The organism is Streptomyces hyaluromycini (assembly GCF_002217755.1).
Classification (GTDB): domain Bacteria; phylum Actinomycetota; class Actinomycetes; order Streptomycetales; family Streptomycetaceae; genus Streptomyces; species Streptomyces hyaluromycini.
In genome coordinates this window covers 95861-121091 of sequence record NZ_BCFL01000016.1, presented here as the reverse complement: position 1 = coordinate 121091, position 25231 = coordinate 95861, and the positions used below count along the sequence as shown (strand labels likewise).

23 protein-coding genes and 1 pseudogene are annotated in these 25231 nt (G+C 71.5%); 8 read left to right on the top strand and 16 right to left on the bottom strand.

The window, feature by feature from the left end; translation table 11 throughout:
* Positions 1-126 precede the first annotated feature (126 nt).
* The 4 genes from catC to SSP29_RS54795 are packed head-to-tail and all read right to left on the bottom strand — an operon-like array spanning position 127 to position 2680.
* The gene (gene catC / locus SSP29_RS00590) at positions 127-405 is read right to left on the bottom strand and encodes a muconolactone Delta-isomerase (protein ID WP_089098470.1); all 279 of its coding nucleotides are present in this window, start codon (positions 403-405) and stop codon (positions 127-129) included.
* Positions 406-420: 15 nt separating this feature from the next.
* A complete protein-coding gene (catA, locus tag SSP29_RS00585; RefSeq protein WP_089098469.1) occupies positions 421-1278 on the bottom strand; it encodes a catechol 1,2-dioxygenase in 858 nt (285 codons plus the stop codon).
* 35 nt (positions 1279-1313) lie between these two features.
* Positions 1314-2417 carry a mandelate racemase/muconate lactonizing enzyme family protein gene (locus SSP29_RS00580; RefSeq protein WP_089098468.1) on the bottom strand — a complete coding sequence of 368 codons (1104 nt, stop codon included), beginning with the start codon at positions 2415-2417 and terminating at the stop codon, positions 1314-1316.
* The gene (locus tag SSP29_RS54795) at positions 2414-2680 is read right to left on the bottom strand and encodes a hypothetical protein (RefSeq protein WP_245882993.1); all 267 of its coding nucleotides are present in this window, start codon (positions 2678-2680) and stop codon (positions 2414-2416) included. Before SSP29_RS54795 ends, SSP29_RS00580 begins: the two co-directional genes overlap by 4 nt.
* On the opposite strand from SSP29_RS54795, the gene SSP29_RS00570 reads away from it, so the two are divergent.
* Complete coding sequence (locus tag SSP29_RS00570; protein ID WP_089098467.1) at positions 2679-3881, top strand: ROK family transcriptional regulator; 1203 nt, start codon at positions 2679-2681, stop codon at positions 3879-3881. The two genes, SSP29_RS54795 and SSP29_RS00570, sit on opposite strands and share 2 nt — an antisense overlap.
* A 139-nt stretch (positions 3882-4020) precedes the next feature.
* Here the strand turns inward: SSP29_RS00570 and SSP29_RS00565 are convergent, their stop codons facing one another.
* The gene (locus SSP29_RS00565; protein WP_089098466.1) at positions 4021-5346 is read right to left on the bottom strand and encodes a lipase family protein; all 1326 of its coding nucleotides are present in this window, start codon (positions 5344-5346) and stop codon (positions 4021-4023) included.
* 437 nt (positions 5347-5783) lie between these two features.
* Positions 5784-6212: pseudogene (locus tag SSP29_RS00560) on the bottom strand (type 1 periplasmic-binding domain-containing protein); the annotation flags it as partial.
* A gap of 102 nt (positions 6213-6314) precedes the next feature.
* On the opposite strand from SSP29_RS00560, the gene SSP29_RS59515 reads away from it, so the two are divergent.
* From SSP29_RS59515 to SSP29_RS00545, 4 genes are all read left to right on the top strand, one after another.
* Positions 6315-6551: a DUF6308 family protein gene (locus SSP29_RS59515; RefSeq protein WP_245882992.1), complete on the top strand. Its 237-nt coding sequence runs from the start codon at positions 6315-6317 to the stop codon at positions 6549-6551.
* A 170-nt stretch (positions 6552-6721) separates the two neighbouring features.
* Positions 6722-7456, top strand: a complete 735-nt coding sequence (locus SSP29_RS00555; protein WP_089098465.1) for a dienelactone hydrolase family protein — start codon at positions 6722-6724, stop codon at positions 7454-7456.
* Positions 7457-7994: 538 nt separating this feature from the next.
* Positions 7995-8441, top strand: coding sequence for a hypothetical protein (locus SSP29_RS00550; protein ID WP_089098464.1), 447 nt, complete (start codon positions 7995-7997; stop codon positions 8439-8441).
* 33 nt (positions 8442-8474) lie between these two features.
* Positions 8475-9041, top strand: a complete 567-nt coding sequence (locus SSP29_RS00545) for a hypothetical protein (RefSeq protein WP_089098463.1) — start codon at positions 8475-8477, stop codon at positions 9039-9041.
* An 81-nt stretch (positions 9042-9122) separates the two neighbouring features.
* Here SSP29_RS00545 and SSP29_RS00540 read toward each other — a convergent pair whose 3' ends face one another.
* The 6 genes from SSP29_RS00540 to SSP29_RS00510 form a co-directional block, all read right to left on the bottom strand.
* The gene (locus SSP29_RS00540) at positions 9123-10619 is read right to left on the bottom strand and encodes a CoA-acylating methylmalonate-semialdehyde dehydrogenase (protein ID WP_089098462.1); all 1497 of its coding nucleotides are present in this window, start codon (positions 10617-10619) and stop codon (positions 9123-9125) included.
* Positions 10620-10632: 13 nt separating this feature from the next.
* Positions 10633-12510 (bottom strand): 3D-(3,5/4)-trihydroxycyclohexane-1,2-dione acylhydrolase (decyclizing), encoded by a 1878-nt coding sequence (gene iolD, locus SSP29_RS00535; protein ID WP_089098461.1) that lies wholly within the window; start codon positions 12508-12510, stop codon positions 10633-10635.
* Positions 12507-13376, bottom strand: coding sequence for a 5-deoxy-glucuronate isomerase (gene iolB, locus SSP29_RS54790; RefSeq protein WP_089098460.1), 870 nt, complete (start codon positions 13374-13376; stop codon positions 12507-12509). The genes iolD and iolB overlap by 4 nt, the downstream gene beginning before the upstream one ends.
* A complete protein-coding gene (locus SSP29_RS54785; RefSeq protein WP_089098459.1) occupies positions 13373-14245 on the bottom strand; it encodes a Cgl0159 family (beta/alpha)8-fold protein in 873 nt (290 codons plus the stop codon). Before SSP29_RS54785 ends, iolB begins: the two co-directional genes overlap by 4 nt.
* A 4-nt stretch (positions 14246-14249) precedes the next feature.
* Positions 14250-15215, bottom strand: a complete 966-nt coding sequence (gene iolC / locus SSP29_RS00520; protein WP_089098458.1) for a 5-dehydro-2-deoxygluconokinase — start codon at positions 15213-15215, stop codon at positions 14250-14252.
* Between the two features lie 659 nt (positions 15216-15874).
* Positions 15875-16762, bottom strand: a complete 888-nt coding sequence (locus tag SSP29_RS00510; RefSeq protein WP_089098457.1) for a sugar phosphate isomerase/epimerase family protein — start codon at positions 16760-16762, stop codon at positions 15875-15877.
* Positions 16763-17227: 465 nt separating this feature from the next.
* Between SSP29_RS00510 and SSP29_RS00500 the strand changes: the two genes are divergently transcribed.
* Positions 17228-17935: a helix-turn-helix transcriptional regulator gene (locus SSP29_RS00500; protein WP_089098455.1), complete on the top strand. Its 708-nt coding sequence runs from the start codon at positions 17228-17230 to the stop codon at positions 17933-17935.
* Positions 17936-17966: 31 nt separating this feature from the next.
* Positions 17967-18482, top strand: coding sequence for a DUF3291 domain-containing protein (locus SSP29_RS00495; protein ID WP_089098454.1), 516 nt, complete (start codon positions 17967-17969; stop codon positions 18480-18482).
* Here SSP29_RS00495 and SSP29_RS00490 read toward each other — a convergent pair.
* The 4 genes from SSP29_RS00490 to SSP29_RS58300 form a co-directional block, all read right to left on the bottom strand.
* A complete protein-coding gene (locus tag SSP29_RS00490; protein WP_089098453.1) occupies positions 18477-19868 on the bottom strand; it encodes an MFS transporter in 1392 nt (463 codons plus the stop codon). The genes SSP29_RS00495 and SSP29_RS00490 overlap by 6 nt on opposite strands.
* Before the next feature lie 427 nt (positions 19869-20295).
* Positions 20296-21198 carry a LysR family transcriptional regulator gene (locus SSP29_RS00485; RefSeq protein WP_089098452.1) on the bottom strand — a complete coding sequence of 301 codons (903 nt, stop codon included), beginning with the start codon at positions 21196-21198 and terminating at the stop codon, positions 20296-20298.
* 128 nt (positions 21199-21326) lie between these two features.
* Complete coding sequence (locus SSP29_RS00480) at positions 21327-23030, bottom strand: NAD-dependent malic enzyme (RefSeq protein WP_089098451.1); 1704 nt, start codon at positions 23028-23030, stop codon at positions 21327-21329.
* 256 nt (positions 23031-23286) lie between these two features.
* The gene (locus SSP29_RS58300; protein WP_167449832.1) at positions 23287-23763 is read right to left on the bottom strand and encodes a MarR family winged helix-turn-helix transcriptional regulator; all 477 of its coding nucleotides are present in this window, start codon (positions 23761-23763) and stop codon (positions 23287-23289) included.
* Between the two features lie 289 nt (positions 23764-24052).
* Between SSP29_RS58300 and SSP29_RS00470 the strand changes: the two genes are divergently transcribed.
* Positions 24053-25153: an MBL fold metallo-hydrolase gene (locus SSP29_RS00470; protein WP_089098449.1), complete on the top strand. Its 1101-nt coding sequence runs from the start codon at positions 24053-24055 to the stop codon at positions 25151-25153.
* Positions 25154-25231: the final 78 nt, after the last annotated feature.

Genomic DNA, 25231 nt, shown 5'->3' with positions numbered 1-25231 from the left:
CCGCGCTTTCGACAACGATGTCGGAGGCGCGGTCGCCACAGGTACCGTGACCTGCGCTGTGCCAAAGTGCCAACCATCTACGTCGCCCGATGTCAACCAGCAATCTTCGTCACAGCCGGTCGCCTCTCACCGGATGTCGGAGGGGTGCCGGGCCAGTGGTGTGACCGTGATGTCCATGTGGGGGAAGAGCGGCAGGCCCCACAGGATGTCGTTGAGGCGGTTGTTGTCGGTGACGTCGAAGACGCTGAGGTTCGCGTACTGACCGGCGCAGCGCCACAGGTGCAGCCACTCGCCGGAGCGCTGGAGGCGCTGCGCGTACTCCTGCTCGGCGGCGAGGGTCGCCGCCCGGACGTCGGTGTCCATGTCGGGTGGCAGGTTCACGGTCATCCGGACGGCGAAGAGCATGGGGACTCCCGGTGGTCAGAGGGCGGCGGGGGCGAGGGCGAAGTCGTAGGTGACCTCGTTGCCGCCGGTGCCGGCCGGCCGCGGGTCGAGGACGAGTTCGGGCTTCACGGCGGAGGCCACGTCGGCTTCGGGGTAGGCGCCGTCCTTGAAGTAGAGCTGCGTGGTGAGCGGTGCGTGTCCGGGCGCCGAGACTTTCAGGTGCAGGTGGGCGGGGCGCCAGGGGTGCCAGCCGGCCGCGGCGATGAGCCGGCCGCAGGAGCCGTCGGTGGGGATCTGGTAGGGGGCGGGCTGGATCGTGGTCACCGCGAACCGGCCCTCGTCGTCGGTGACGATGCCGCCACGGAGGTTCCACTCGGGGATGCCGGGGGCGAACTGGGCGTAGAGCCCGTCGTCGTCGGCCTGCCACATCTCCAGCACGGCTCCGGGGAGCGCCTGACCCGTGGCGTCGGTGACCTGCCCCTGGAAGACGAGCGGGGTGCCGGCCTCGCCGTCGCGCATCGGCAGGGTGGCCACGCTGGGCAGCGCCGGGGCGTCCGGCACGTAGTACGGACCCTCGATGGTGCCCTTGCTGCCCTCACGGGACCCGGTGACCACCTCCTCGACGACGTGCTCCACCCACACGTCGAGGAAGAGCGGCCACTCGCCGTCCTGCCCGACGGAGATCAGCCACGACTTGAGGGCGTTGTACTCCTCGTACGTCACCTGGTGACGGCGGATGACGTCGTGCACGGCGGTGATGACCGCGGCGGCCAGGGTGTCGACGCGTGCGGTGTCGACGTCCTCGGCGGGCATGCCGGTCTTGTCGGTCAGGAAGCGTTCGGTGGCCGAGGCTCCGGACGCGGCGGCGGTGGCTGTGGGAGTGGTTTCGGACATGGTGGGGCGGCTCCATTGCCTGGGGGTCGGTTGTTTCAGCGGTCCTGGCGGTAGCGGCCGAGTTTCTCCGGGTCGATCGCCACGCCGAGGCCGGGGCCGTCGGGCACGGCGAGCGTGCCGTCGGTGATGGAGATCGGTTCGGTGAGCAGGTCGCCGCTCATGTCCAGGAAGTTGGAGAGTTCGCCGGCGCGGCGGGACGAGGAGGCGTGGGCGGCGCCGAAGACGACCGTGCACACCGTGCCCAGCTGGCCGTCGATCTGGTTGCCCATCACCACCTCGGCGCCCAGGCCCTCGCACTGGAAGAGGACCCGCTGGGAGTGGGTGAATCCGGTGCGGGCGGTCTTGATGCTGATCGCGGTCGCGGCGCCGTCGAGCAGTGAGCGGGTCACCTCGGCCGGCGTGGTCGCGGACTCGTCGGCGACGAATGGCACGGGGCTCTGCCGGACCAGCCGCCGGCGGCCGAGCACGTCGTCGGCGGGGCACAGCTCCTCGGCGAGGGTGATGCCGAGGCCGTCGAGCTCGCGCAGCGCCGCCGCTGACTCGGAGGCGGTCCAGCCGCGGTTGCCGTCCACGTACAACTCGGCCTCGGCACCGAGTACTTCGCGCAGGGCCCGGCACACGTCGAGGTCGAGCCGGGCGGGGCGGCGGCCGACCTTCACCTTGAAGACGGTGATGCCGTACGTGTCCCGCATCCGCTCGGCCTCGGCCGTCATCCGCTCGGGGGCGTCGAAACCGAGCATGTGCGCCACGCGCATCCGGTCGCTCCAGCCGCCGAGCAGGGTGGAGACGTTCAGGCCGAGAGCCTGTCCCGCGATGTCCCAGAGGGCCATGTCGATCGCGGACTTGGCCGCCGGGTTGCCGACCGTGCGGTGCAGCAGCGCGTGGACCTGTTCGCGGGCGAGGGCGTTCGTGCCGGTGAGCTGCGGGGCGAAGATCTTCTCGATCACGCCGGTCACGGACGCCTGTGTCTCGCCGTACGTGAACGGCCGGGGCGGGGCGTCGGCCACGCCGGTCAGGCCCTCGTCGGTGTGGACCCGGACGAGGACGTGTTCGGCGGTGTGCACCTCGCCGCTCGCGAAGCGCAGGGGCTTGGTGTAGGGGATCGCGTACGGGACGGTCTCGATCGCGGTGATCTTCACCGTACGGCCTCCTCGACGGCACGGGCCACGCCCAGCAGGCGCCCGACCCGGTCGGGGTGTCCGACGAGTTGCAGGCCGAGGGGCAGGCCCTGCGGGTCGCGGTGGCCGGGGACGGTGACCACGGGCAGGCCGAGCAGTTGCCAGGGGCGGCTGAGGAGGGGGTTGCCGGTGGCGGCCAGGCCCTTTGGCGCGGGACCGGGAGCGGCCGGGCCGAGGATCGCGTCGACGCGGGTGAGGAGGTCTGATGACGCGGCGGGCAGCATGGCGGTGCCCCACGCGCTGCGGCGGGTGCTGGGGCTGGTGGTGTCCGGAGCCGCGACCAACCGGGCCGAGATCGCCCGGCGCAGCGGCCTGGCCCGGTCGACCGTGGGACAGCAGGTGGATCATCTGGTCGGCACCGGAATCCTGGAGGAGGTCGAGTCCAGACGGTCCGTGCGCGGCCGGCCCCCTCGGGTACTGGAGATCAGTTCGCAGGCCGGAACCGTCGCCGTCGTGGACGTCGACACCGCGGAGTCGCAGGTCGCGATCGCCGATCTCAGCCGCCGGGTGATCGCGCGGGACACCGTGGCCATCCCGATCGGCTCCGGCCCCCGGCCGGTGCTGGACGCGGTGACCGGCAAGCTGCGGGAACTCCTGGAGAGGCATCGCCGTGATCCGGCGCGGGTGCGCGAGGTGGTCGTCGGCCTGCCCGGCCCTGTCGACTTCCAGCAGGGCTGCTCGGTGCAGCCGACGGGCATGCCCGGATGGGACGGTTACCCGGTCGCCGAGCATCTCCGGGGGCGCTTCGGTGCCCCGGTCGTCGTCGACAACGACGTCAACCTGATGGCGCTGGGCGAGGTCGCACAGGCGGGCATGGAGACACCGCTGCTGTGCATCAAGATCGCCGGCGGAATCGGATCGGGCCTCGTCACGGCGAGCGGTGACGTCTACCGGGGCGCTGACGGGGCCGCCGGCGACATCGGCCACATCCGGGCCCCCGGCGGCGGCAACGTCCTGTGCGGGTGCGGGAACGTCGGCTGCGTCGGCGCGATCGCCTCCCACCGGGCCGTGCTGCGCGGCCTGGGCATCCCCGAGTCGACCGACGAGGACCCGCTGTACGGGACCCGTGAACTCGCCCGGCGCATCGCCGACAGCGACCCGACCGCGCTGCACGCCGTGCGTCAGGCCGCCACCGAGATCGGCGAGGTGGTGGCGATGCTCGTCCACATGTTCAACCCGCGCACCCTGGTCCTGTCCGGCCCGCTCAGCGAACTCCGCGACGACCTGGTCTCCGCCGTACGGGCCGCCGTGTACCAGCGCGCCCTGCCCCTGGCCACCCGCAAACTGACCATCACCGCGACCCAGCTCAAGGGCACCTCCGGACTCCACGGCGGCATCGCCCTCGCCACCCAGGACGTGTTCAGCCCCGCCGGCATCGCCGGACTCCTGGCCGGCGAGCCGCGCATCGAAGGTTCGCCGGGCTGATGGCGGCTTCGTGCTTCCCTGGTCGCGGTCCGGCTACGCGGAACGCTCGGCCACCTGCGCGGCCTTGGTACCGGTGTCCCGGCCCGGACCTGGCCACGACGTCCGCCTGGCCGGCACAGACCCCCACCTGTGCGGTTGATCAGGGCTGGACAGGCATGCTGGAGCAGTTGGAGGTGGCCGTCCTGCCCGCGAGCCGGTCGGCCAGCCAGCCGATCGCGTCGCTCTGGTCGGTGAGGAGCGGGGCGAAGTGGTTGAGGAGCGCGCTGACGAGATTGGGCAGTGCGACGGCCTTGTAGGTGATATCGCCTCCCTTGTGACACCAGTCGACGGCGAGTTGCCGCGCCTGGGCGTGCGGAACGAGGTTGTCGCTGACGCCGGTTGCGATGCGGACGGGCCCGGACGGTTCGAGGGTGCCGATGCGCTGGCCGTCCAGGAACGACTGGAGCGCGGGTGTGTCGGCGATGATGTCGCTGATGGACCGTCCGTCGGTCGTCCACTTGGTGCTCTTCGAGTAGGCGTAGCCGAAGATCGCGTCTCCGACGCACATGGTCGACAGGTCGGCGAGGGCGGCCTTGCCGGCGGCGTTGAGATGCGCCTCGGCGATCGGCTTCAGAGCGGGGTCGGACTGGAGGAAGCCGTTGAGTGACCAGCCCAGCGCACCGGCCAGCTCGCTTCCGTCGATGGCCTTGGTGACCGAGGTCAGGTCAGCGGGCGGAGCGCCTGCGTAGGTGCCGGCGAGCGTGACGTCGGGGGCGTACGACGCCTGGAGTTCGGCTGCGGCGGCGGTCGCCCCGCCGCCCTGGCTGTAGCCGAACAGCCCCACCCGGGACGCCTTGGTGACGGAGGCTCCGCCGACCGAGCGGGCGGCGCGGGCGGCGTCCAGCACCGCGTGGCCCTCGTCGACGCGGTTGACGTAGGTGTGCAGCCGGTCGGTCGCGCCGAGGCCGGCATAGTCGGTGACGACCACGGCGATGCCCTTCGCGAGCAGCCGGTAGATCGCGAGATCCTCGTAACCGACGGACACCGTCTGGCCGTTGACCGTCAGCGGGTGTTCGAGCCCCATGGACGCGGCGCACTGGTCGCCCTGTCCCATGGTGCCGGGCGCCACCACGACCAGGGGACGTGCCCCGCCGCCCCGCCATGCGGCGGTCGGTTCGATGTAGGCGCCGGTGACGGCCACCGGCTGACCCCCCGAGTCCGTGGACTTGTACATCAGACGTGTCGCGGTACCGGGGAGCGGCCCGTCGAGGCCGGGCAGGCTGAGGGCGAGCGTGAGCGCCTCGCTGCGGATCAGAGTGCCGTCGGCGCTGGGCAGGTCGGTGGGCGGGTTGTAGAACCCGGGGATGGTGACTCCCCTGGAGACCACCTCGTCCGCCGCCGATGCGGGGGAGGACGACAGGGCCTGGACGCCCAGGCAGGCGGCAGCGGTGACTGCTGCGACCAGAAGTCGACTGCGTGCGGGCATGGCAAACCTCCTGTGAAGCGGCCGGCAGTGAGGTGCACAGGTGAAAGCGGCACGGGAACGCGGCCGTCCCATGGCGCGTTCATGCCGCTCGGCAGCGGTTCGCCAGAACCTTACGCGTGAGTAAGTTACTCGTGATAGCAGCCGGTAGGTTACGGTTCAGTAATGTGATGGCGTGTCTGACACGGAGGTGTGGCGGTCGTCGACCGTCCTCGGGTCGGGTCTCTGACGTGCGCGTTCTCGGATGTCGGAGACCCGTCGGCGTCGACGAGGGGCGGCGCACCGCCGCAGCCGGACCGGGCGCTCCGCGATCACGCCGGTCGGCGGAGTTCAGCGGTTCGAGGGCCGTCGGCCGTGTCGACGGCGTTGGCCGGTGGCCGCGCTGCCGCAGATCGCACGCGCAGCGGGTTCAGCCGACGATGGGGTACGGACGCGGTCCCGGGCGGCATGTTCAACGGCGTGACGACCTGGATGGTCGAGGGCAGGGCGGGGCCGTCTTCCGGGAGTGCTCTGTGGGCCCGCATGATGATCCGGCAGGCGCGGCGCATGTCCTGGCGCAGGTCGTGGTGGAGGACCGCGGACAGGCGGTGCTCGCGCAGCAGACGGATGTTGTCGTGGTCGAGGTCGTGGGCGATGAAGACCGCGCATTCGCGTCCGAGGGCTTCGAAGGCCTCCAGGGTGGCGTGGTTGCCTCCGCCTGCGGAGTACGCGGCGGCGATGTCCTCGTTGTGCTTGAGCGCGCCGAGCACGAGGTCGTACTGGGTGGCATTCAAGCCGTCGCTGTCGGTGACCTCCGCCGGCATCCGCCGCGGCTCGTCGAGGCGCATGGCGCTGCGGAAGCTCATCTCGCGCTCCTCCTCGCCGCGGAAGGAGCTCCGCGTCGACATCGACATGGTCGAGGCTGCCGACCTGGCAGACGGTTCGCCCGCACGCACTGCCTGGCACCTTCTTCGCGACCGGCCCGGAATCGGGTGCGGTTGGTGCCTGTTCACGACCAGGTCGTCCGATGCGTCCTCGGCGACCCCGAGTCGTTCCGACTCGACCTGCATGCTGCGCTGCACAGCGACAACTGGGCCCTCCACCACGAGCTGTCGGATTCTCACCGTGTCGCATGCGGCGTGTGTCGGTTCTCATCCCGTCGAGGCATCCGCTCGGACCGGAGTGCCGGCGTCGGCTCATATCCGGTGGGCTACGCTGTGCGGCTATGAATGCCGGGGCGGCCTTGCGCCACACACGGATCGGTGACCCGGGCCTCTTCTGAGCGCCGTACGGGCCGGTTTGGGCCCGCTGTTTGATCGAGGCTCTTGCGCTGCTGCGCGGGCTCCGCCTCCCTCGTGTTGATCACAGGCTCTGCACATCAACCACGACGGGAGCATTCATGCCCACCAAGACGCTGCGGATACCCACCACGGACGGCCAGGCCGACGCCTTCGCTGCCTTCCCCGACCACGACGAACGGTACCCAGGGGTACTGATGTACGCGGACGGCTTCGGCATCCGGCCCGTGCTGCGGGAGATGGCCCGCGAACTGGCCGGGCACGGCTACTACGTGCTCGTCCCCAACTCCTTCTACCGGCACGGCCCGGCCCCGGTGATCGAACTTCCCGAGCACATCGGAGAAGAGGCCCGGCCCGGGGTCTTTGCCCAGCTGATGCCCTTGATCGAGGCGCACACCGTCGAACGTGTCCTGAGCGACGCCGACGCCTACCTCGGGTTCCTCACCACTCAGCCCGAGGTCGGCGCCGGACCGGTCGCGGTGACCGGCTACTGCATAGGCGGCCTCTACGCGATGCGCACCGCCGCGGTCCACCCCGACCAGGTGGCGGCCGTCGCCGCGTTCCACGCCCCCGTGGGTGTCGATGGGGCCGGTCTCTTTTCCAAGCTCACCGCCCAGGTTCACCTCGGCCACGCCGAAGGCGACATGACATCCGAGGCCCTCGGCGAGCTCAACCAGGCCCTGGATGCGGCAGGTGTCGGCTACACCTCAGAGATCTACCCCGGCACCATCCACGGCTTCACCATGTCCGACACCGACGCTTTCAGCGCCTCCGGGCTGAAGCGCCACTGGGATCACCTGCTCCCCCTTCTGGACCGCACCCTGGCCAACAGCTGAGGCTCCAGCCCGGAAACCAAGCCTGAGACAGCCGCGACCAGCACACGGCATGGCGGGCCACACCGATGTCTCCATGTCCGTGGCCCGCCTCTACCGCGAACGAGACCTCCGCAAAAGCCAGAGCTGCAGTGCGACAGGACAGCGACTCAGCGGGCGTAAGCGCGCTGACGCAGTGCCGACTGCGAATCCTCGGCACAGCGGATACCGGATGCCGAAGTGCCGACGGTCACCCGCCCCCGGTCGGGACCGGGCCGGTGGCCGACTGTCCCCAGGCGCTCGGGTGCGACGACTTCCCTGGGCGGCCTCGCGTGCGTGTTCCGTGTGCTGTTTCCCGGGCGGCTGGGTGGGGCACCGGTCCGCGGGAACGTCTGCGCCGATCGGCTCCGGGAGCATCGGCGCAGGTCACGAGGGGTGTCCAGAGGAAAATCGCCACCCTGGTCACAGTGACCGCGCCGGCGGAACCGTTTCGCCGGGTGCCCGTGTCCTCCTTCGCGGGAGGTGGTTCCACACGGCGGAGCCGCCTGTGAAGGGGGATGCCATGGGAGAGATACGCGAGGGGGCACGGTTAGCGGCTTGGGGCGTCGCCGGAGTCGTCGGGCTGGCGGTGCTGTACCTGATCGGGGCGTTCGCCTTCGGCGGCGCGGCGTGGATCACCGCCCCGTTCCGCGGTGAGGTGAGTCAGCGTGAGAACACCGTCGGTTCGGGCGAGTTCCGGCAGACCACCTACGAGGAGTTCTTCGACCTGTGCGAGGCCGTGCAGAACGCCGAAGGGACGATCCAGGCGCTCCAGGAGGAGCGGAAGACCGCTTCGGAGACCCGCACGGCGCAGATCGACCAGTCGATCACCGCGCTGAAGGCCACCCGGATCGAGTCGGTCAACGACTACAACTCGAAGGCCGCCCAGGAGCACCGCGCGCCCTTCCGCGACAAGGATCTGCCGTACCGGCTGGATGCCGGCGCCAAGCGCACGACGTGCACCAACTGATCCCCGTCTCACCCGGGAAGAGGGCAGCACAGCATGAAGAAGTTCGCACGCATGGCCCTGGCCGCCGTCGTCGCGCTCGTCGTGGGCCTGGCCCTGACGTCCTGCACCAGCGACACCAGCCAGGACAAGGAGAACAAGGTCAAGCAGGACAACTACGACCACCTCGTGGCCCAGCAGCCGGCGGGCCGCATGGAGTACTCGCCGACCCGCGAAGCGATCAACCAGTGGATCAAGACCTGGGGGAAGCGGGGCAAACTCTCGTACGTCTACATCCAGAACGCCAAGGGCGAGTACGGGTACTTCATCATGAAGGGCCTGCCGGTGCCGCGCTGCAAGATGCTCACCCCGACGGAGAAGGTGGAGTCCTCCTCGGAAGGCGTCGCGGTCCTCGCGCAGCCCGGCATGGACGGCACGTACACGTCGGGTTCCACCTGCAACGCCTACTACGGTTTCGACGCCACGACGGGCGCGTACATGGAGTTCACGGTCGGCACGAACCAGTCGTTCTTCCTGTTCGACCAGCCCATGACGATGCCGGAGTACGCCAGCGCCAAGCAGTTGGGGCCGAGTTCGGTGAAGGACGTCGAGAAGCGGCCCTGAGCGGTCGGGCGCCGGTGATCACGCGGGTGCGGCCGGGCCGCCGCCCGATGCGGGCGGCGGCCGCTCTCGCCGGAAGACCTTTCAGCTGGAGGTGGGGAAGGTGAAGCCGGCGGTGACCTGCTGGGCGGGCTGGGGCCAGCGGGTGGTGACGACCTTCGGGCGGGTGTAGAAGCGGATGCCCTCGGGGCCGTGGATGGGGGAGTCGCCGATGAGGGAGTCCTTCCAGCCGCCGAAGGAGTAGTACGACATGGGGACCGGCACCGGCACGTTGATGCCGATCATGCCGACCTTGATCCGGCGCTGGAAGCGGCGGGCGGCTTCGCCGGAGGCGGTGAACAGGGCGGTGCCGTTGCCGTAGGGGTTGGCGTTGATCACGTCGATGGCCTGGTCGAGGGTGTCGACGCGGACGACGGCGAGGACCGGGCCGAAGAGTTCCTCCTGGTAGGCCGCCATCTCGGTGGTGACGTGGTCGAGGAGGGACGGGCCCGTGAAGAAGCCCTCGGCGTACGCGGGGTCGTCGATCTTCAGGCCGCGGCCGTCGACGACGACGGTGGCGCCCTGGGCGGCGGCCGTGCCGACGGCGTTCTCGACCCGCTCCTGCGCGGCCTTGGTGACGAGCGGGCCCATGTCGGTGCCGGCGGCGTTGCCGGGGCCGACCTGCACCTCGTTGGCCTTGCGCTCCAGGACCGCGACCAGCGCGTCCGCCGCGTCACCCACGGCGACGGCCACCGACACGGCCATGCAGCGTTCGCCGGCGGAGCCGTAGGCGCCGGCGGTGATGTGGTCGGCGGCGAACTCCAGGTCGGCGTCGGGGAGGACCACGGCGTGGTTCTTGGCGCCGCCGAGGGCCTGGACCCGCTTGCCGTGTGAAGTCGCCTGCTCGTGCACGTACTTGGCGATCGGCGTGGAGCCGACGAAGGAGACGGCCTCGATGCCCGGGTGGGTGAGAAGGGCGTCGACGGCGTCCTTGCCGCCGTGCACGACGTTGAACACGCCGTCCGGCAGACCGGCCTTCTTGTAGAGCTCGGCCACGAAGTTGGCTGCGGAGGGGTCGCGCTCGGACGGCTTGAGGATGAACGTGTTGCCGGTGGCGATCGCGACCGGGTGCATCCACAGGGGGACCATCGCCGGGAAGTTGAAGGGGGTGATGCCGGCGACGACACCCAGCGGCTGGCGGAAGTTGTGGACGTCGATGCCGCGGGAGACCTGGTCGGAGAAGGAGCCCTTGAGGACGTCGCCGAGACCGCAGACGTACTCGACGACCTCGCGGCCGCGGGTGATCTCGCCGCGGGCGTCGTCGACGGTCTTGCCGTGCTCGGCGGAGATGATCCGGCCGAGCTCCTCCTCGTGCTCGACGAGCAGCTGGCGGAAGGCGAACATCACTTGGACGCGCTGGGTGAGGGAGGACTCGGACCAGGTCTCGAAGGCGGCGGCCGCGGCCTGCACGGCGGCGTCCACCTCCGCGGCGCCGCCGAGGACGACCCGGGCCTGCTCCGCGCCGGTGGCCGGGTTGAACACCGGTGCGGTGCTGCTGCCCGGGAGCGGCGAGCCGTTGATCCAGTGGGGGATTGTGGTCACGGGAGGCACGTCCTTACAGGTAGTGGCGCTGGGCCTGCTTGTGGGCGGCGTAGGTCTCGTACGCCGTGCGGGTGGAGTCGAGGGCGGAGGTCTGGCTGACGGGGACGTCCCACCAGCCGTGGCCGGGCGGGTTGGGGCCGTACAGGTCGGTCTCGACATGGACGACGGTGGTGCGGGTGGCGGCCTTCGCCTTCTCCATCGCGGAGCGGAACTCCTCGACGGAGGCGGCGTGCAGGACGTCCGCGCCGAGCGAGGAGGCGTTCGCGGCGAGGTCGACGGGGAGGACGTCGCCGTCGAGATGTCCCGAACCGCCGTTGCGGTAGCGGTACTTGGTGCCGAAGCGCTGTGAACCGAGCGCCTGGGACAGGGCGCCGATGGAGGCGAAGCCGTGGTTCTGGACGAGCACGATGACGACCTTCAGGCCCTCGGAGACCATGGTGACGATCTCCTGAGCCATCATCAGATACGAGCCGTCGCCGACGAGTACGACCACCTCGCGCGACGGGTCGGCCATCTTGGCGCCGACGCCCGCGGCCACCTCGTAGCCCATGCAGGAGTAGGCGTACTCCACGTGGTAGGCCTTCGGGTCGCGGGCCCGCCACAGCTGCTGGAGGTCGCCCGGCATGGAGCCGGCCGCGTTGATGACCACGGCACGGTCGTCCAGGACCTCGTTGAGCGCGCCGAGGATCTCGGTCTGGGCGGGCAGCGGGCCGTGACCGGGACGGAACGCCTCGTCATCGATCTCCCGGTTGCGGGCGACGAGTTCACGGGTGCGGCGGCGGTAGGCGGGTGAGACCTCCCAGCCGTCGAGGGCTCCGGCGAGGGCCTGGATGCCCAGTCGGGCATCGGCCACCAGCGGCTCCGCCGAGTGCTTGACGGCGTCCAGGCGGGCCACGTTGAGGTTGACGAAGGCGACGTCCGGGTTGCCGAAGACGGTGTGGCTGGCGGTGGTGAAGTCGGAGTAGCGGGTGCCGATACCGAGCACCACGTCGGCCCCCTTCGCCAGCTCGTTGGCCGCGTACGAACCCGTCGAGCCGATCCCGCCCACCGCGTACGGGTGGTCCCACGCCACCGCGCCCTTGCCGGCGTGGGTGTCGGCGACCGGGATGCCGGTGGCCTCGGCGAAGGCGCGCAGCGCGGTCTCGGCACCGGAGTAGACGGCACCGCCACCGGCGACGATCAGCGGCCTCTGCGCGCTTCGCAGCAGGCGTGCGGCTCGCTCGACGGCGGCGGGTTCCGGCACCGGGCGCCCCACGTGCCACACCCGCCGCCGGAAGAACTCGACCGGCCAGTCGTACGCCTCGGCCTGCACGTCCTGCGGCAGGGCCAGCGTCACCGCGCCGGTCTCGACCGGGTCGGTCAGCACCCGCATCGCCGCGAGGGCGGCCGGAATCAGCTGTTCGGGGCGGGAGACGCGGTCGAAGTACTTCGACACGGCGCGGAAGGCGTCGTTGACGGTGACGTCGCCGCCGCGGGTGTCCTCCAGCTGCTGGAGGACGGGGTCGGCGGCGCGGGTGGCGAACATGTCGGAGGGCAGGAGGAGGACGGGCAGACGGTTGGTGGTGGCCAGGGCCGCGCCGGTGATCATGTTCGTGGAGCCGGGGCCGGTGGAGGCGGTGCAGGCGAAGGCGGCCAGCCGGTCGCGCATCTTCGCGTAGGCGACGGAGGCGTGGACCATGCCCTGTTCGTTCCGCGCCAGGTAGTACGGCAGATCCGCCTCGCCCGTCGTCGCGGCCTGCAGCAGCGCCTGGCCGATGCCGGCGACGTTGCCGTGGCCGAAGATGCCCCACACACCGGGGATCAGGCGCTGCTCCTGGCCGTCGCGCTCGCTGTACTGGTGGGCGAGGAAGCGGACCAGGGCCTGTGCGGTGGTCAGTCGTACGGTCTTCATCGGTTCTCTCCGAAGGGCAGCCGGTCGTCCACGTCCTGGGCGTCCCAGGTGGCGCGGACCCAGCCGTGGGCGGGGTCGTCGCAGATCAGCCAGGCGCGGTCCTGACCGGGACCGGCCATGACGTTGAGGTAGTACAGGTCGTAGCCGGGCGCGGCGATCGAGGGGCCGTGCCAGCCGTGCGGGACCAGCACGGTGTCGCCGGAGCGGACCTCGGCGAGCACGTCGACCGGGCGGTCCTCGGTGCCGTACACCCGCTGCATGCCGAAGCCGGACTCGCCGCCCGAGACCTCGAAGTAGTAGATCTCCTCCAGCTCCGACTCCTCGCCGGGCCGGGCTTCGTCGTGCTTGTGCGGCGGGTAGGAGGACCAGTTGCCGCCGGGGGTGAGGACCTCGCAGACCAGCAGCTGCTCGGCGTCGAAGGTGCCCGGCAGGCAGTAGTTGTTGACCTGCCGCGAGCAGGCCCCGGCGCCGCGCAGCTCGACGGGGACGTCCTCCTTGCGCCCGTACCGAGCCGAGTGACCTCCCTGCTCGGTACGGGCGGAGGGCAGCGCGAATCGGCCTCCCGCCGCGCTGCGGATCACGGCCGCCGACTCACGGGGGAGGTAGGCGAAGTCGGTGGCCGAGGTGAACACGCCCGTCCGGCCGGCGAGTTCGAAGGTGCTGCCGTCCGTGGTGACGGTGCACGAGCCCGTCAGCGGCAGCACCAGGAACTCGGAGTCCCCGGTGGACAGGGCGTGTGTCTCGCCCGGCCGCAGGGTCAGGATCCTGAGGCCGGAGTATCCCCAGCCCGCCGACTCGGGCGTGACCAGGAGGTCGTAGGGGCCGTCGGCCGAAGTACCGGCCGGGAGATGGTACTTGCCGCTCACAGCAGGCTCACCGCCTTGTCGACGGCGCCGGCGACGTCGCCGCCCGCCGGGTAGAGCAGGGAGCGGCCGACGACCAGACCCTGCGCGGTGGGCTGCCTGAGGGCCCGGCCCCAGGAGGCGAAGGCGGCCGCGGGGTCGGTGACCTCGCCGCCCAGCAGCAGCGCGGGCAGGGTGGAGGCGGCGAGCACGCGCTCCATGTCCTGGACCACCGGCAGCTTCAGCCAGGTGTAGGCGCTGCGCCGGCCGAGACCCGACGCGATGGTGACCGACTTGATCACGGCGTCGGTGGAGAGGTCGTTGCGGATCCTGCCGTCCCGCCACTCGGACATGAACGGCTCGACCATGGCGATGAGCTGCCGGTCGTTGAGTTCGTCGACCGCGCGGGCGGTGTCCTGGAGAGCCGACGGGGTGGCGGGGTCGGAGAGGGCGATACGGGTGAGCATCTTGCCGCCGTCGAAGCCCATCGCGGCGATCGTCTCGGCGTCGTAGCCGGTGAACCGGTCGTCGATCTCGAAGACCGATCCGGCCAGTCCGGCGCGGTTCATGGAGCCGAAGACGCTCTTGCCGTCGAGGACGCCGAGCAGCAGGAGGTCTTCGAGGATGTCGGCGGTGGCGAGGACACCGGTCACGCCGGGGCGTTCCAGGGCGGTGCAGAGGCGGTCGAGGAGTTCGAAGCGGTCCGCCATGGCATGGGGGTCCGCGCCGACGCCGTTGGCGCCACGGGCGGGGTGGTCGGCGGCGATGATCATCGCCTTGCCGTGCTCGCCGAGGAGCGAGGTCGCCTTCACCCGGCGAGCCGCCGCGGTGGCGACGGCCTCGGGTTCGTGCACCCGGGCGGCCACGATCCGGCTCACGTTGTCGGACAGCACGTCGTCACACCTCTCGCTCGGAGTCGTCGGTCGTCCCGCGCAGCTTCGCCTCGACCTCGGCCTGGGTCGGCATGGCGTCCGAGCAGGACAGACGGCCCGCCACCAGGGCGCCGGCCGCGTTGGCGAAGGCCACCGTGCGCGGGGTGTCCCAGCCGGACAGCAGGCCGTGGCACAGGGCGCCGCCGAAGGCGTCACCGGCACCGAGCCCGTTGACCACGTCCACGGGCACGGGCGGGATCTCGGTGACCGAGCCGTCCCGGTCCATGGCCAGGACCCCCTTGGGGCCCTGCTTGACGACGGCCAGTTCCACCCCGGCCGCGAGCAGCGCCTCGGCCGCCGCGTGCGGGTCGCGTTCGCCGGTGGCGACCTCGCACTCGTCGAGGTTGCCGACCGCGACGGTGGTGTGCCGCAGGGCCTCCGTGTAGAAGGACCGGGCCGCGGCCGGGTCGGTCCAGAACATCGGCCGCCAGTCGAGATCGAAGACGGTGATCCCGGCTTTGGCCCGGTGCTGAAGGGCGGCCAGGGTCGCCGAGCGGCTCGGCTCCTCGCTGAGCCCGGTCCCGGTCATCCAGAACACGGCCGCCTCGCGCACCGCGTCCAGGTCCAGCTCTTCGGGCCGGATGTCCAGGTCGGGAGCCTTGGGGAGGCGGTAGAAGTACAGCGGGAAGTCGTCCGGGGGAAAGATCTCGCAGAACGTCACCGGTGTCGGCGCGATCTCCGACGTACCGACGAAGCGGGGGTCGACGTGGAAGCCGGACAGGGCCGTGCGGACGAAGTCGCCGAAGGGGTCCCGGCCGGTCTTCGTGATCACGGCCGCGCTGCGGCCGTACCGGGCCGCCGCGACCGCGACGTTGGTCGGGCTGCCGCCCAGGTACTTGCCGAACGAGGTGACCTCCGCCAGCCCCACTCCCGTCTGGAGCGGATACACGTCCACTCCGACCCGGCCCATGGTCAGCACGTCGTACGGCATCACGCTGGTTCCCTTCGCTCCGGACACCCCGGCCCTTCGAGCCAGTACGATGCCGTCCGTCAAATGTCATGTCAATAGGATGTCGTTATGACGTTCCCGACGTGCGGGTCATGTCCAGACGGCCGTGTACTCGCCGATCCGCTCCCGCATGAACAGGGAGGGCTCCGGCCGTGTCGCAGGGTCGGCACGGTCGCCGGTTCCTGTCGCCGAGGGGAGTGCCGGGCCCGTCGTCCGGCCGGGCCTGGCGGGCGCGCATCACGGTCGGGCAGGCGTGGCGCAGGTCGTGGTGGAGGACCGCAGGCCGGCGGCGCTCGCGCAGCGGGCGGGTGTTGTCGTGGGCGAGGTCGTGGGCGGAGAAGACCGCGCACCGTCTTTCACGGCGCGGGTGACGGGTGGCGGGAGCAGGTCACCGCGGCCCGGCCCGCGGGCAGGCCGGCTGGCCAGGTCGACGAGATCGCCGGCTTCGTCGTCTTCCTGCTGTCCGACCGCGGCGGGGCGGTGACCGGCTCGGTCATCGACTGGGTCCGGACCTTCTTCGGCGGCCCGGACCGAGCCGCCCTTCCGTCGCCAACCGCCCTGTGGCGCAAGGCGGGCACGGAAATGGGCCGGGGCGGATCGCCCCGGCCCTGGCCGGACGGCGGTCTCTGCGCGGCCGGCGGCTACGCGGCGTTCCGCAGTGCCGAACGCAGATGTTCGGCGCTGGCCCAGACGTCCTCGACCGGGCCCTTGTCCTGGGGTTCTTCGGTGAGGATGGTGTCCTGTTCCAGGACGTACCAGCCGTCGTAGCCGCGGGCGGTGAGGTGGGTGACGATCGCCTGGACGTCGACGTCGCCGGCGCCCAGCGGGCGGTACATGCCGGCGCGGACGGCGTCGGTGTAGGTGAGGCGGCCGGACTGGACCTTGGCGGCGAGGGAGGCGTCCACGTCCTTCATGTGGGTGTGGGCGATCCGCTCGGGGGCCTGCCGGGTCAGTTCGGCGGGGTCGGTGCCGCCGATGAGGAGGTGGCCGGTGTCGAGGCAGAGAGAGATCGACGAGTGCTCCAGGACCCGGCGGACCTCGTCGCCGTTCTCGATCATCGTGCCGACGTGCGGGTGCAGGACGGCGCGCACTCCGCGTTCGGCGGCCAGTGCGGTGAGCCGGTCGAGGTTGGAGAGGAGCAGTTTCCAGCCGTCGGCGTCGAGTTCGGGGCGGGAGTCGTAGCCGTCCTGGCCGGTGACGGCGGACAGGACGAGGACCTCGGCCTTGGAGGCGTCGTAGCCCGCCAGGAGCTGTTCGGCCTCGGGCAGCGGGTCGTGGCCGGGCGCGTGCAGCAGCAGCGGGGTGAAGCCGCCGACGGCGTGCAGGTCGTGGTCGGCGAGGACGCGGGCCATCGCCTCCGGGGCGGCGGGCAGGAAGCCGTCGGGGCCGAACTCGGTGGCGGCCAGGCCGACCTCGCGCATCTCCTTCAGTACCCGCTCGGGCGTCAACTGGTAGCCCCAGCCGGGCACTTCGCACACGCCCCAGGAGATGGGCGCGCCGGCGATCCGGTTCAGCTGTGGGGTGGTCATGCCGTGGCCTTTCGGTGGTTCCAGTGGGAGTGGGCGACCGCGGCCGTCGGGCGGCGGGTGAGAACGGCATCCGGGTGGAACGGGCGGCCCCGGCCGCGGTACGGCGCCGCGCCGCGGCTCCGGTGAGCGCCACCGTGCCCGCCGTCGAACCGCAGGACCGTCGAACGGGGACGTGACCTCGCGGGACCGCCCGGCTCCCGGGCCGTCTGCCACCGACCGCCGATCAGCAACTCCACGGGCGTCATCGCCCTCTCCGTTCGGGAAACCGTCAGAACGCGGCCGTGGCGGACGCGCCGATCGGTCTCGCACGGCCAACGGCCAGGCCGTTCGCGTGCTCGCAACGCTAGGTTCGCGGGGGGATTTGGTGAAGCCCTCGAATCCATCAATTTCCCGTCATCCGGACCATCATTTTCCCGTGCGTCCGGGCCTTCTATCTCCAACCTGCGTTGTTCCTAGAATGGTCGGGTGAACGACATCGACGCGATCGCGGCGTTGCAGGATCCGGTGCGCCGCCGGCTGTACGAGTACGTGGCGGCGCAGGGCCGCGAGGTCGGCCGCAACGAGGCCGCGGAGGCGACCGGGGTGGCGCGCACGCTCGCCGCGCACCACCTGGACAGGCTGGCCGAGGCCGGGCTGCTCGACGCCGGCAGCCGCCGCCTGACCGGGCGCTCGGGGCCGGGTGCGGGCCGGCCCGCCAAGGTGTACACGCGGTCGCGGGACGAGCGGAGCGTGTCACTGCCCGCCCGTGACTACCGCACTGCCGCCGAACTGCTCGCCGAAGTCGCCGAGCAGGCCGGGCTGGACGCCGGGCTCTGCGCGGCCGCGCGCCGCCGCGGCGAGGCCCTGCGCGGCTCGGCGGCGCCCTGCGGCGGTCTCGGCGAGGCCATGGAGATGCTCGCGGCCCGCGGTTACGAACCGCACCTGGAAGCCGCCGAAGCCGCCGAAGCCGCCGAAGCCGCCGAGGGGGCGACCGGGGCCGCCGCGCCCGTCGTCCGGATGCGCAACTGCCCCTTCCATGCCGTCGCCGAACGCTTCCCGCCGCTGGTCTGCGGCATGAACCTCGCGCTGCTGGAGGGGCTGCTCGGCACCGGCGGTCCCGTGCGGGCCCGGATGGACGCCCGGCCGGGCGAGTGCTGCGTGGTGCTGGAGTCTTCTAAAAACAACGAAGATTGACATAGAAGAACGGGCGTGCTGGTATGGGGTCATGACCGCATCCGGGTACGACGCCCACCTCGTCCAGTTAAATGTCGCCACACTCCGTTTCCCCCTCGACGACCCGCGCATGGCGCCGTTCGTCGAGATGCTCGACACGGTCAACGCCGCTGCCGACGACGCGCCCGGCTTCGTGTGGCGGCTCGTGGAGGAGGGGGCGGACGACGCCACCGCCCTGCGTCCGGCGGGCGAGGACGTCATCGTCAACCTGTCGGTGTGGGAGACCCAGGAGGCGCTGTGGGGCTTCACCTACCGCAGTGAGCACCTGGACGTGATGCGGCGGCGGCGCGAATGGTTCGAGCGGCACATCGAGGCGCATCTGGTGCTCTGGTGGGTCCCCGCCGGTCATCTCCCGACCACCGGCGAGGCCCTGGAACGGCTCGCGGACCTGCGCGCGCACGGACCGTCGGCACGCGCGTTCACCTTCGCCTCCTTCTACTCCGCCGACGAGGCCTCCGCCGACGGGGCCGCCCTCGGAGCGCACCCCGTCGGCCGTCACGGGTCATGACGCCTGGGCGGTCTCCGGCCGGCCGTCGGCGGGCAGGTGTGCCTGGGCGCCCGCGTCCGCGCCCGTGCCCGTGAGATCGGTGCGGCTGGTCTCGCCGAGCAGGGCCAGGCACACCACCGTCAGCAGGCAGAACCCGGCGATGATCGCCGAGATGAGCAGCGTCGCCCCGGAACCGGTGTCGGCCTGTACCTCGGTGAAGATCAGCGGGGCGAAGCCGGCCCCCAGCCCCGCGATCTGGTAGCCGAGGGAAGCGCCGGTGTAGCGGCTCCGGGTGGAGAAGAGCTCCGTGTACAGCGCGGCGAGCGGGCCGTACATCATCGGGTGGACCAGCGACTGCCCGAGCACCAGCGCCAGTACGAGCAGCCCGGTGCTGCCGGTGTCGACCAGCGGGAACAGCGCGAAGGCGTAGGCGCCCACGGCCACCGCGCCCGCCATGACCACCGGACGCCGGCCCCGCCGGTCGGACAGCGCCGACCAGCCGATGATGCCGGCCACCGCCAGCGTGGAGGACACCGTCAGGCTGTTGAGCACCGTCTGCCGGGGGAATCCGCCCTGCACCGCGTAGGAGATGAGGTACGTGGTCACCGTGCCCTGGAAGACGAACGCGGACAGGCCGACCCCGATGCCCAGCAGCAGCACCCGGGGGTGATGGCGCAGCACGTCCCACAGGGGGAGCGGCCGGCGTGGTGCCGACGCCCGCGTCTTCTGCTCCCGCTCCGCCCGGGCGAACACCGGTGTCTCGGTCACCCGCACCCGGATGAACAGGCCTATGGCCAGCAGCACCACGCTGAGCAGGAAGGGGATGCGCCAGCCCCAGGAGAGGAAGGCGTCCTCGCCGACCGCGGCGGACGTCGCCGACATGGCCACCGTGGAGACCGCCATGCCGAAGGGGGCCCCGGCGTTGGTGAAGCTCGCCCACAGCCCGCGCCGTCCGGTCGCGTGCTCGGCGGACAGGAGCACGGCACCGCCCCACTCGCCGCCCACCGCCACGCCCTGGACGATGCGCAGGAGCAGCAGGCAGACCGGCGCCAGTGTGCCGGCCTGGCCGTAGGTGGGCAGGACGCCGATGAGGAAGCTGGCGACACCCATGAGGGACATCGTCACCACGAGCATGCGCTTGCGGCCGAGCCGGTCCCCGAAGTGCCCGAAGACGATTCCGCCCAGTGGCCTGGCCAGGTAGCCGGTGGCGAAGGTGGTGAAGCTGGCGAGGGTGGCGGCCGTGGGGCCGAGGTCGGAGAAGAAGACGTGCGGGAAGACCACCGCCGCGGCGGTGGAGTACAGCAGGAAGTCGTAGTACTCGATGACGCTGCCCAGGAAGCTGGAGGTCACCGCCCGGCGCAGTTGCCCGGGTGCGTGTGTCGTCTGGTGGGGAGAAGCGGCCTGCATGTCGTGAGCTCCCTTGCCGGCGCTGAGGCGGATCAGCCCGAAGCGGATGTGACATCGGTGGCGGGTGACGGGAGTGCCCGTCGTGCGCGGGGGCTCGCAGCGCGGAGCGGCGAGGGACTGGTGTCGGCCTCCTGACGGCCGACCCCGGAATGTGGGGCATCTTTTTTGCCCGCGTCGAGATTCTGACCAACATAGGTCGGCTCGTCTACCCTCCGGGCACGACGTTCGAAGACGACGGCGAACGGACCGCACCCGCCCCGGCCGCCGGGGCCGCTCCGTTCCGGGCGTCGCCGGGGGAGCCCCGGGCGTCGCCGGAGGAGCCCCGAGCGTCGCCGGAGGAGCCCCGGGCGGGGAAGCGGCCGTCGGCGGTGAGATGGCGCCGGTGATCCGGGCGTGCCGGTTCCGGTATCGGTGGAACCGTGTTCCGTCAGGGCTGGGCCGCGGCGTTCAGGGCGTGGTCCATGAAGCGGCGGGAGGCCGGGGGCAGGGTGCGGGAGGCCGGCCAGGCGATGCCGATGTCCCGGACGGCCTGCACATCGGTGAGTCCGAGATAGCGGACGGGGAGGTCCGGGTTGGTCTCCGGATCCGTGGTGGCGTCCGGCGCGGCCGGGATCAGGGAGACGCCGAGACCGGACGCGACCAGGCCGCGCAGGGTCTCCACCTCCTCGCCCTCGAAACCGACGAGCGGGCTGAACCCGGCCTGGCGGCACAGGGTCTCGGTGACGCTGCGCAGGCCGTAGCCGGGCTTGAGCACGATGAACTGCTCGTCCGCGACCTCGGCCAGCCGGACGCGCCGGCGCTGTGCGAGGCGGTGGCGGGCCGGGACGGCGAGCCAGAGGGGCTCGACCAGGAGCCGGCGCCAGGTGATCAGCGGGTGGCCGGGGTCCCTGCCGGTGATGATCAGGTCCGCGGTGGCGTCCAGGAGGTGCTGGGCGAGGCCGTTCTCGTCCGCCTGGTGCAGTTCGAACCGCACGGCGGCGAAGCGCTGCCGGAACCCGGTGACCAGCCTCGGCACGAGCCAGGTGCCCAGGGTGTGCAGGAAGGCCAGCGAGACCACGCCCGCGTCGGGGTCGACGACCTCGGCGACGGCCCGCCGCCCCCGGTCGTAACTGTCGAGCACGGCGTCGACGTACTCCTTGAACACCCGCCCGGCCGGGGTGAGTCGCAGTACCCGGCCGACCCGCTGGAGGAGTTCCGCGCCGACCTCGCTCTCCAGCCGGTTCAGGGCCCGGGAGAGGGCGGGCTGGGTGATGTGGGCGGCGGCCGCGGCCTCCGTGACCGTCATGCCCTCGGCCACGGCCTGGAAGGAGCGGAGCACCTGGAGATCCATGCTCCCATTCTCGTACCGCATGGGACGGGCCGTATCAAGGCGCCGGGGACATGGACGACTCCCGGGGCGGTGGCCGCCCGCCCCGGGAGTCGCCCCGGGGGCGGCGAGCCGCCCGGCGTCCCGGCCGGTCAGACGGCCTTGACCGGCGGGTACACCGGCTGCCACATGGCGGCCCTGACCCGCTTCTCGACGGAGTCGTCGACGGTCGTGCCGGCCACCCCGTCGGCGGCCGCGGCACGGGCCACCGCCACCGCGACCGCCACCGAGGTCTCGCGCAGCTGGTCGGTGAGGGGCAGGATCGGCGCGCCGGGGCCGTCGGTGTCCGTCTGCCCGGCGACGGCGTGCGCGGCCGCGACCAGCATGCCGTCGGTGACCCGGGTGGCCCGGGCGACGATCGCGCCAAGGCCGAGGCCGGGGAAGACCAGCGCGTTGTTGGCCTGCCCGATCAGGTACCGGACCCCGTCCTGCTCGACCGGGCGGAACGGGCTGCCCGTGGCGATCAGGGCCCGGCCCTCGGTCCAGGCCAGCAGGTCCGCGGGGACCGCCTCGGCCAGGTCCGTCGGGTTGGACATCGGCAGGATGATCGGGCGCTCGGTGTGGGCGGCCATCGTGCGGACGATCTCCTCGGTGAAGGAGCCGCCCTGTCCGGAGGTGCCGATCAGGACCGTCGGCCGGACCCGCTCGACCACCTCGGCCAGCGCGATGCCGCCCACCTTCTCGTCCCGCCGCCAGTCGGCGACCTCGGCGGCCGGGCGGGCGTAGCGGACCTGGAAGTCGCGCAGGTCCTGCTGGTCCTCGGTGAGCAGGCCGTAGCGGTCGACGCCGAAGATGCGGGCGGTGGCCTCCTCGGCGGTCAGCCCGTCGGCGGCCATGGCGTCCCGCAGCTGGTCGGCGATGCCGATACCGGCGGTGCCCGCGCCGAAGATCACGACCCGGTGGTCGCGCAGCCGGATCCCGCTCGCCTTCACCCCGGAGAGCACGGCGGCGAGGTTGACGGCACCGGTGCCCTGGACGTCGTCGTTGAAGGTGAACTCGGTCGGGCGGTAACGCTCCAGGATGCGGCGGGCGTTGGCGGGCCCGAAGTCCTCCCAGTGCAGCAGGGCGGTCGGGAAGAGCCGGCGGGCGGTGGTGACGTAGGCGTCGATGAAGGCGTCGTACGTCTCCCGGTCCACGCGCGGGTGCCGGTTGCCGAGGTAGAGCGGGTTGTCGAGGAGTTCCTGCCGGTTGGTGCCGACGTCCAGCATCACCGCCAGGGTGCGGTTCGGGTCGATGCCCGCCGCGGCGGTGTAGACGGCGAGCTTGCCCACCGAGATGTCGATGCCGCCCACGCCCCAGTCGCCGATGCCGAGGATCGCCTCGCCGTCCGTGGCGACGATCAGGTCGACGTCGTCGGGGCCCAGACCGGAGGCCGTCAGCGCGCCCTCGATCTCCTCGGGGGCGTGCACCGACAGGTACACGCCGGCCGGGCGCCGGTACTCGTTGCTGTAGTGCTGGATCGCCTTGCCGACGGTGGGGGTGTAGACGATGGGCAGCATCTCGTCGAGGTGGTCGCAGAGCAGGCGGTAGAAGAGCACCTGGTTGCGGTCGTGCAGCGCGGTGAGGTTGACGTTCTTGGCCAGATCGGTCGGCTGCACCGCGTACTGCCGGTACGCCCGCTCGGCCTGCTGCTCCAGGGTCAGCACCGCCGGCGGCACCAGACCCACCAGACCCAGCGACCGCCGCTCCTCCGGGGTGAAGGCGGTGCCCCGGTTGAGGCGGGGCTGGGAGAGCACGGCACGGCCGCGGGCGGTGGTCTCGATGCGCCCCTCTTCGGCGTTCCACTGGGTCGTCATGATCGGCTCCTTGCCGTTTCCGTATCGCTTCCAGGATCGCGTCCGGGACGCTCCGGGTCGCTTCCGGGGGACTGGTGATGCCGGCAAGCCTCGGCCGTCTGACATGCATGCGTCCAATGCCTGGAACACGGGTGATCGATGAGCCTCGCGCATGGGTGGCGGATCACCTGGGTGTTTCACGGATTCCCGACGGCGGACCACGGCCCCTCTGTGGCGCGCATCGCAGTCGCCACCGGGTGGCGGGGCTCCTCGGTGGTCAGCCGCGGCGGGCGGTGGCGTAGGCGCGTTCGAGTTCCGCGACCGTGCTGAGGAAGTCGGCGCCCTTCAGCCGGTGCAGGGTCTCGGTGGCGAGGCGGTCGAGCGTGGTCCAGAGGTCGGCGAGCGGCTCGCGGAGCGCCTCGCCGTCGGCGGTGAGCGAGACGATGAAGGCCCGGCGGTCGTGCTCGGCGCGGGCCCGGGCGACCAGGCCGGCGTCCTCCATGCGGCGGATCGACCGCGAGACCGTGGAGTGGTCGAGTCCGACCGCCTGCTGCAACTCGGCCTGGGTCTGGCCGTCCCGGTCGAAGAGCCGCATCAGGATCAGTTCCTGGCCGGGGTGCAGGCCGAGCTTCAGGAGGAGTTCGGCGCCGTAACCGTGCAGTTCGCGGGAGAGCGCGAAGAGCGCGAAGCTGACCGGGGCGCGCCCGACGAGGCTGGGCCGGGGCATCACCGGGTCGGGCTTCGCGGCTGGCATGGCGCTCCTCTTCTGGCGGGCGACGGCGGGTGGTGGCGGGCGACGGTGGGCGGAAACTCGCCGCCCGGGTGCTTCCGGGGCTGGGAATACCTTAGTCGCAGCGGGTGTTGAAGGCCGGTTCTCCAGCGGACCCCCGGGGGTCTCCGCATGTCCGGGGCCGCACTGCGCCGGGAAACAAGTTGCTTGCTTAGGCAAGCTATTCGGGGCTACGGTAATCGCGTTGCGCCGGGCGGGAGCCGATGGGGCGGATCGCCCTGGCCTGCCCGGAACCGTTCCGAAAGGAATCGACATGTCATCCAGCTCCGCATCCGGAACCGACCGCCGTTCGTTCCTCGCCAGAGTCGCCGCGGCCACCGCAGTGCCGGCGGCCGCGGCCCTGGTCGCAGGGGGCACCGCGACGACGGCCTCGGCGGCCACCGTGCACGCCTCGGCCGCCGGATCCTCCGATGCCGGCCTGCCGGACTACGCGCCGGTGCCCGCGGGCTCCCTCGGCCCTGCGGTGAACAGCCAGGGCTACTACGTGGGCCGCGTCCAGCGCAATCTCTACTGGGTGACCGACGGCGACTACCAGGCCGCCTTCCTCACCACCCGGGACGGGGTCGTGCTGTTCGACGCCCCGCCGACCATCGGCCACAACCTGCAGCGCGCGGTGGACGAGATCGCCGCCGCCAACGGCACCAGCAACAAGGTCACCCACATCGTCCACTCGCACCACCACTCCGACCACGTCGGCGCGTCCGGGCTCTTCGGGCGCCATGTGGTCCGGATCGGGCACGAGGAGAACCGCCGGCTGCTGCTGCGCGACAACAACCCGAACAAGCCCGCTCCCGACATCACGTTCGCCGACCGCTACACCCTGCACGTCGGCGGCGAGCGGGTCGAACTCGCCTACCACGGCACCAACCACGCGCCGGACAACATCTACATCCGGTTCCCGCACCACGACACGCTGATGCTGGTCGACATCACCATCCCGGGCTGGGCCCCCTTCGGCGCGCTCAACTACAGCGAGGACATCCAGGGTTACCTCGCCGCCCCGGCCAAGGCGCTGTCGTACCCCTGGAAGCACCACATCGCCGGTCACATGGGGCGGCTCGGCACCCGGGCCGACGTCACCGTGCACCAGCAGTACATCGACGACCTGACCACGTCGATCAAGCAGGCCCTCGGGACCGTCGACTACGGCGTCTACGCGGCGAAGTACGGCAACAACATCTGGGCCGTCGTCAAGACCTGGCTCGACGAGGTCTGCCGGCAGGCGGCGGCCCCGGTCGCGGCCAAGTACACCGGCACGCTCGCCGCGGCCGACGTCTTCACCGAGAGCAGCGCCTTCTCGCTGGTGGAGTCCCTCCGGCTGGACCTGGGACTGGGCAGCGCCATCCACGACTGACAGGGTTTCGTGTCACTAGATTGTTGCTTACGCGAGCAATAAAGACGGCCGGTGCGGTACGTCGACGGCAGGGGCAGC

Bases quoted from the DNA above. Each gene is read 5' to 3' on its own strand.
- catC (WP_089098470.1), bottom strand. From the start codon at position 405: ATGCTCTTCGCCGTCCGGATGACCGTGAACCTGCCACCCGACATGGAC.
- iolC (WP_089098458.1), bottom strand. From the start codon at position 15,215: ATGCCGTACGACGTGCTGACCATGGGCCGGGTCGGAGTGGACGTGTAT.
- SSP29_RS54795 (WP_245882993.1), bottom strand. From the start codon at position 2,680: ATGCTGCCCGCCGCGTCATCAGACCTCCTCACCCGCGTCGACGCGATC.
- SSP29_RS00510 (WP_089098457.1), bottom strand. From the start codon at position 16,762: ATGACCACCCCACAGCTGAACCGGATCGCCGGCGCGCCCATCTCCTGG.
- iolD (WP_089098461.1), bottom strand. From the start codon at position 12,510: ATGAAGACCGTACGACTGACCACCGCACAGGCCCTGGTCCGCTTCCTC.
- SSP29_RS00470 (WP_089098449.1), top strand. From the start codon at position 24,053: ATGTCATCCAGCTCCGCATCCGGAACCGACCGCCGTTCGTTCCTCGCC.
- SSP29_RS00550 (WP_089098464.1), top strand. From the start codon at position 7,995: ATGGGAGAGATACGCGAGGGGGCACGGTTAGCGGCTTGGGGCGTCGCC.
- catA (WP_089098469.1), bottom strand. From the start codon at position 1,278: ATGTCCGAAACCACTCCCACAGCCACCGCCGCCGCGTCCGGAGCCTCG.
- SSP29_RS00480 (WP_089098451.1), bottom strand. From the start codon at position 23,030: ATGACGACCCAGTGGAACGCCGAAGAGGGGCGCATCGAGACCACCGCC.
- SSP29_RS00495 (WP_089098454.1), top strand. From the start codon at position 17,967: ATGACCGCATCCGGGTACGACGCCCACCTCGTCCAGTTAAATGTCGCC.
- SSP29_RS58300 (WP_167449832.1), bottom strand. From the start codon at position 23,763: ATGCCAGCCGCGAAGCCCGACCCGGTGATGCCCCGGCCCAGCCTCGTC.
- SSP29_RS00485 (WP_089098452.1), bottom strand. From the start codon at position 21,198: ATGGATCTCCAGGTGCTCCGCTCCTTCCAGGCCGTGGCCGAGGGCATG.
- SSP29_RS00545 (WP_089098463.1), top strand. From the start codon at position 8,475: ATGAAGAAGTTCGCACGCATGGCCCTGGCCGCCGTCGTCGCGCTCGTC.
- SSP29_RS00570 (WP_089098467.1), top strand. From the start codon at position 2,679: ATGGCGGTGCCCCACGCGCTGCGGCGGGTGCTGGGGCTGGTGGTGTCC.
- SSP29_RS00555 (WP_089098465.1), top strand. From the start codon at position 6,722: ATGCCCACCAAGACGCTGCGGATACCCACCACGGACGGCCAGGCCGAC.
- SSP29_RS00565 (WP_089098466.1), bottom strand. From the start codon at position 5,346: ATGCCCGCACGCAGTCGACTTCTGGTCGCAGCAGTCACCGCTGCCGCC.
- SSP29_RS00490 (WP_089098453.1), bottom strand. From the start codon at position 19,868: ATGCAGGCCGCTTCTCCCCACCAGACGACACACGCACCCGGGCAACTG.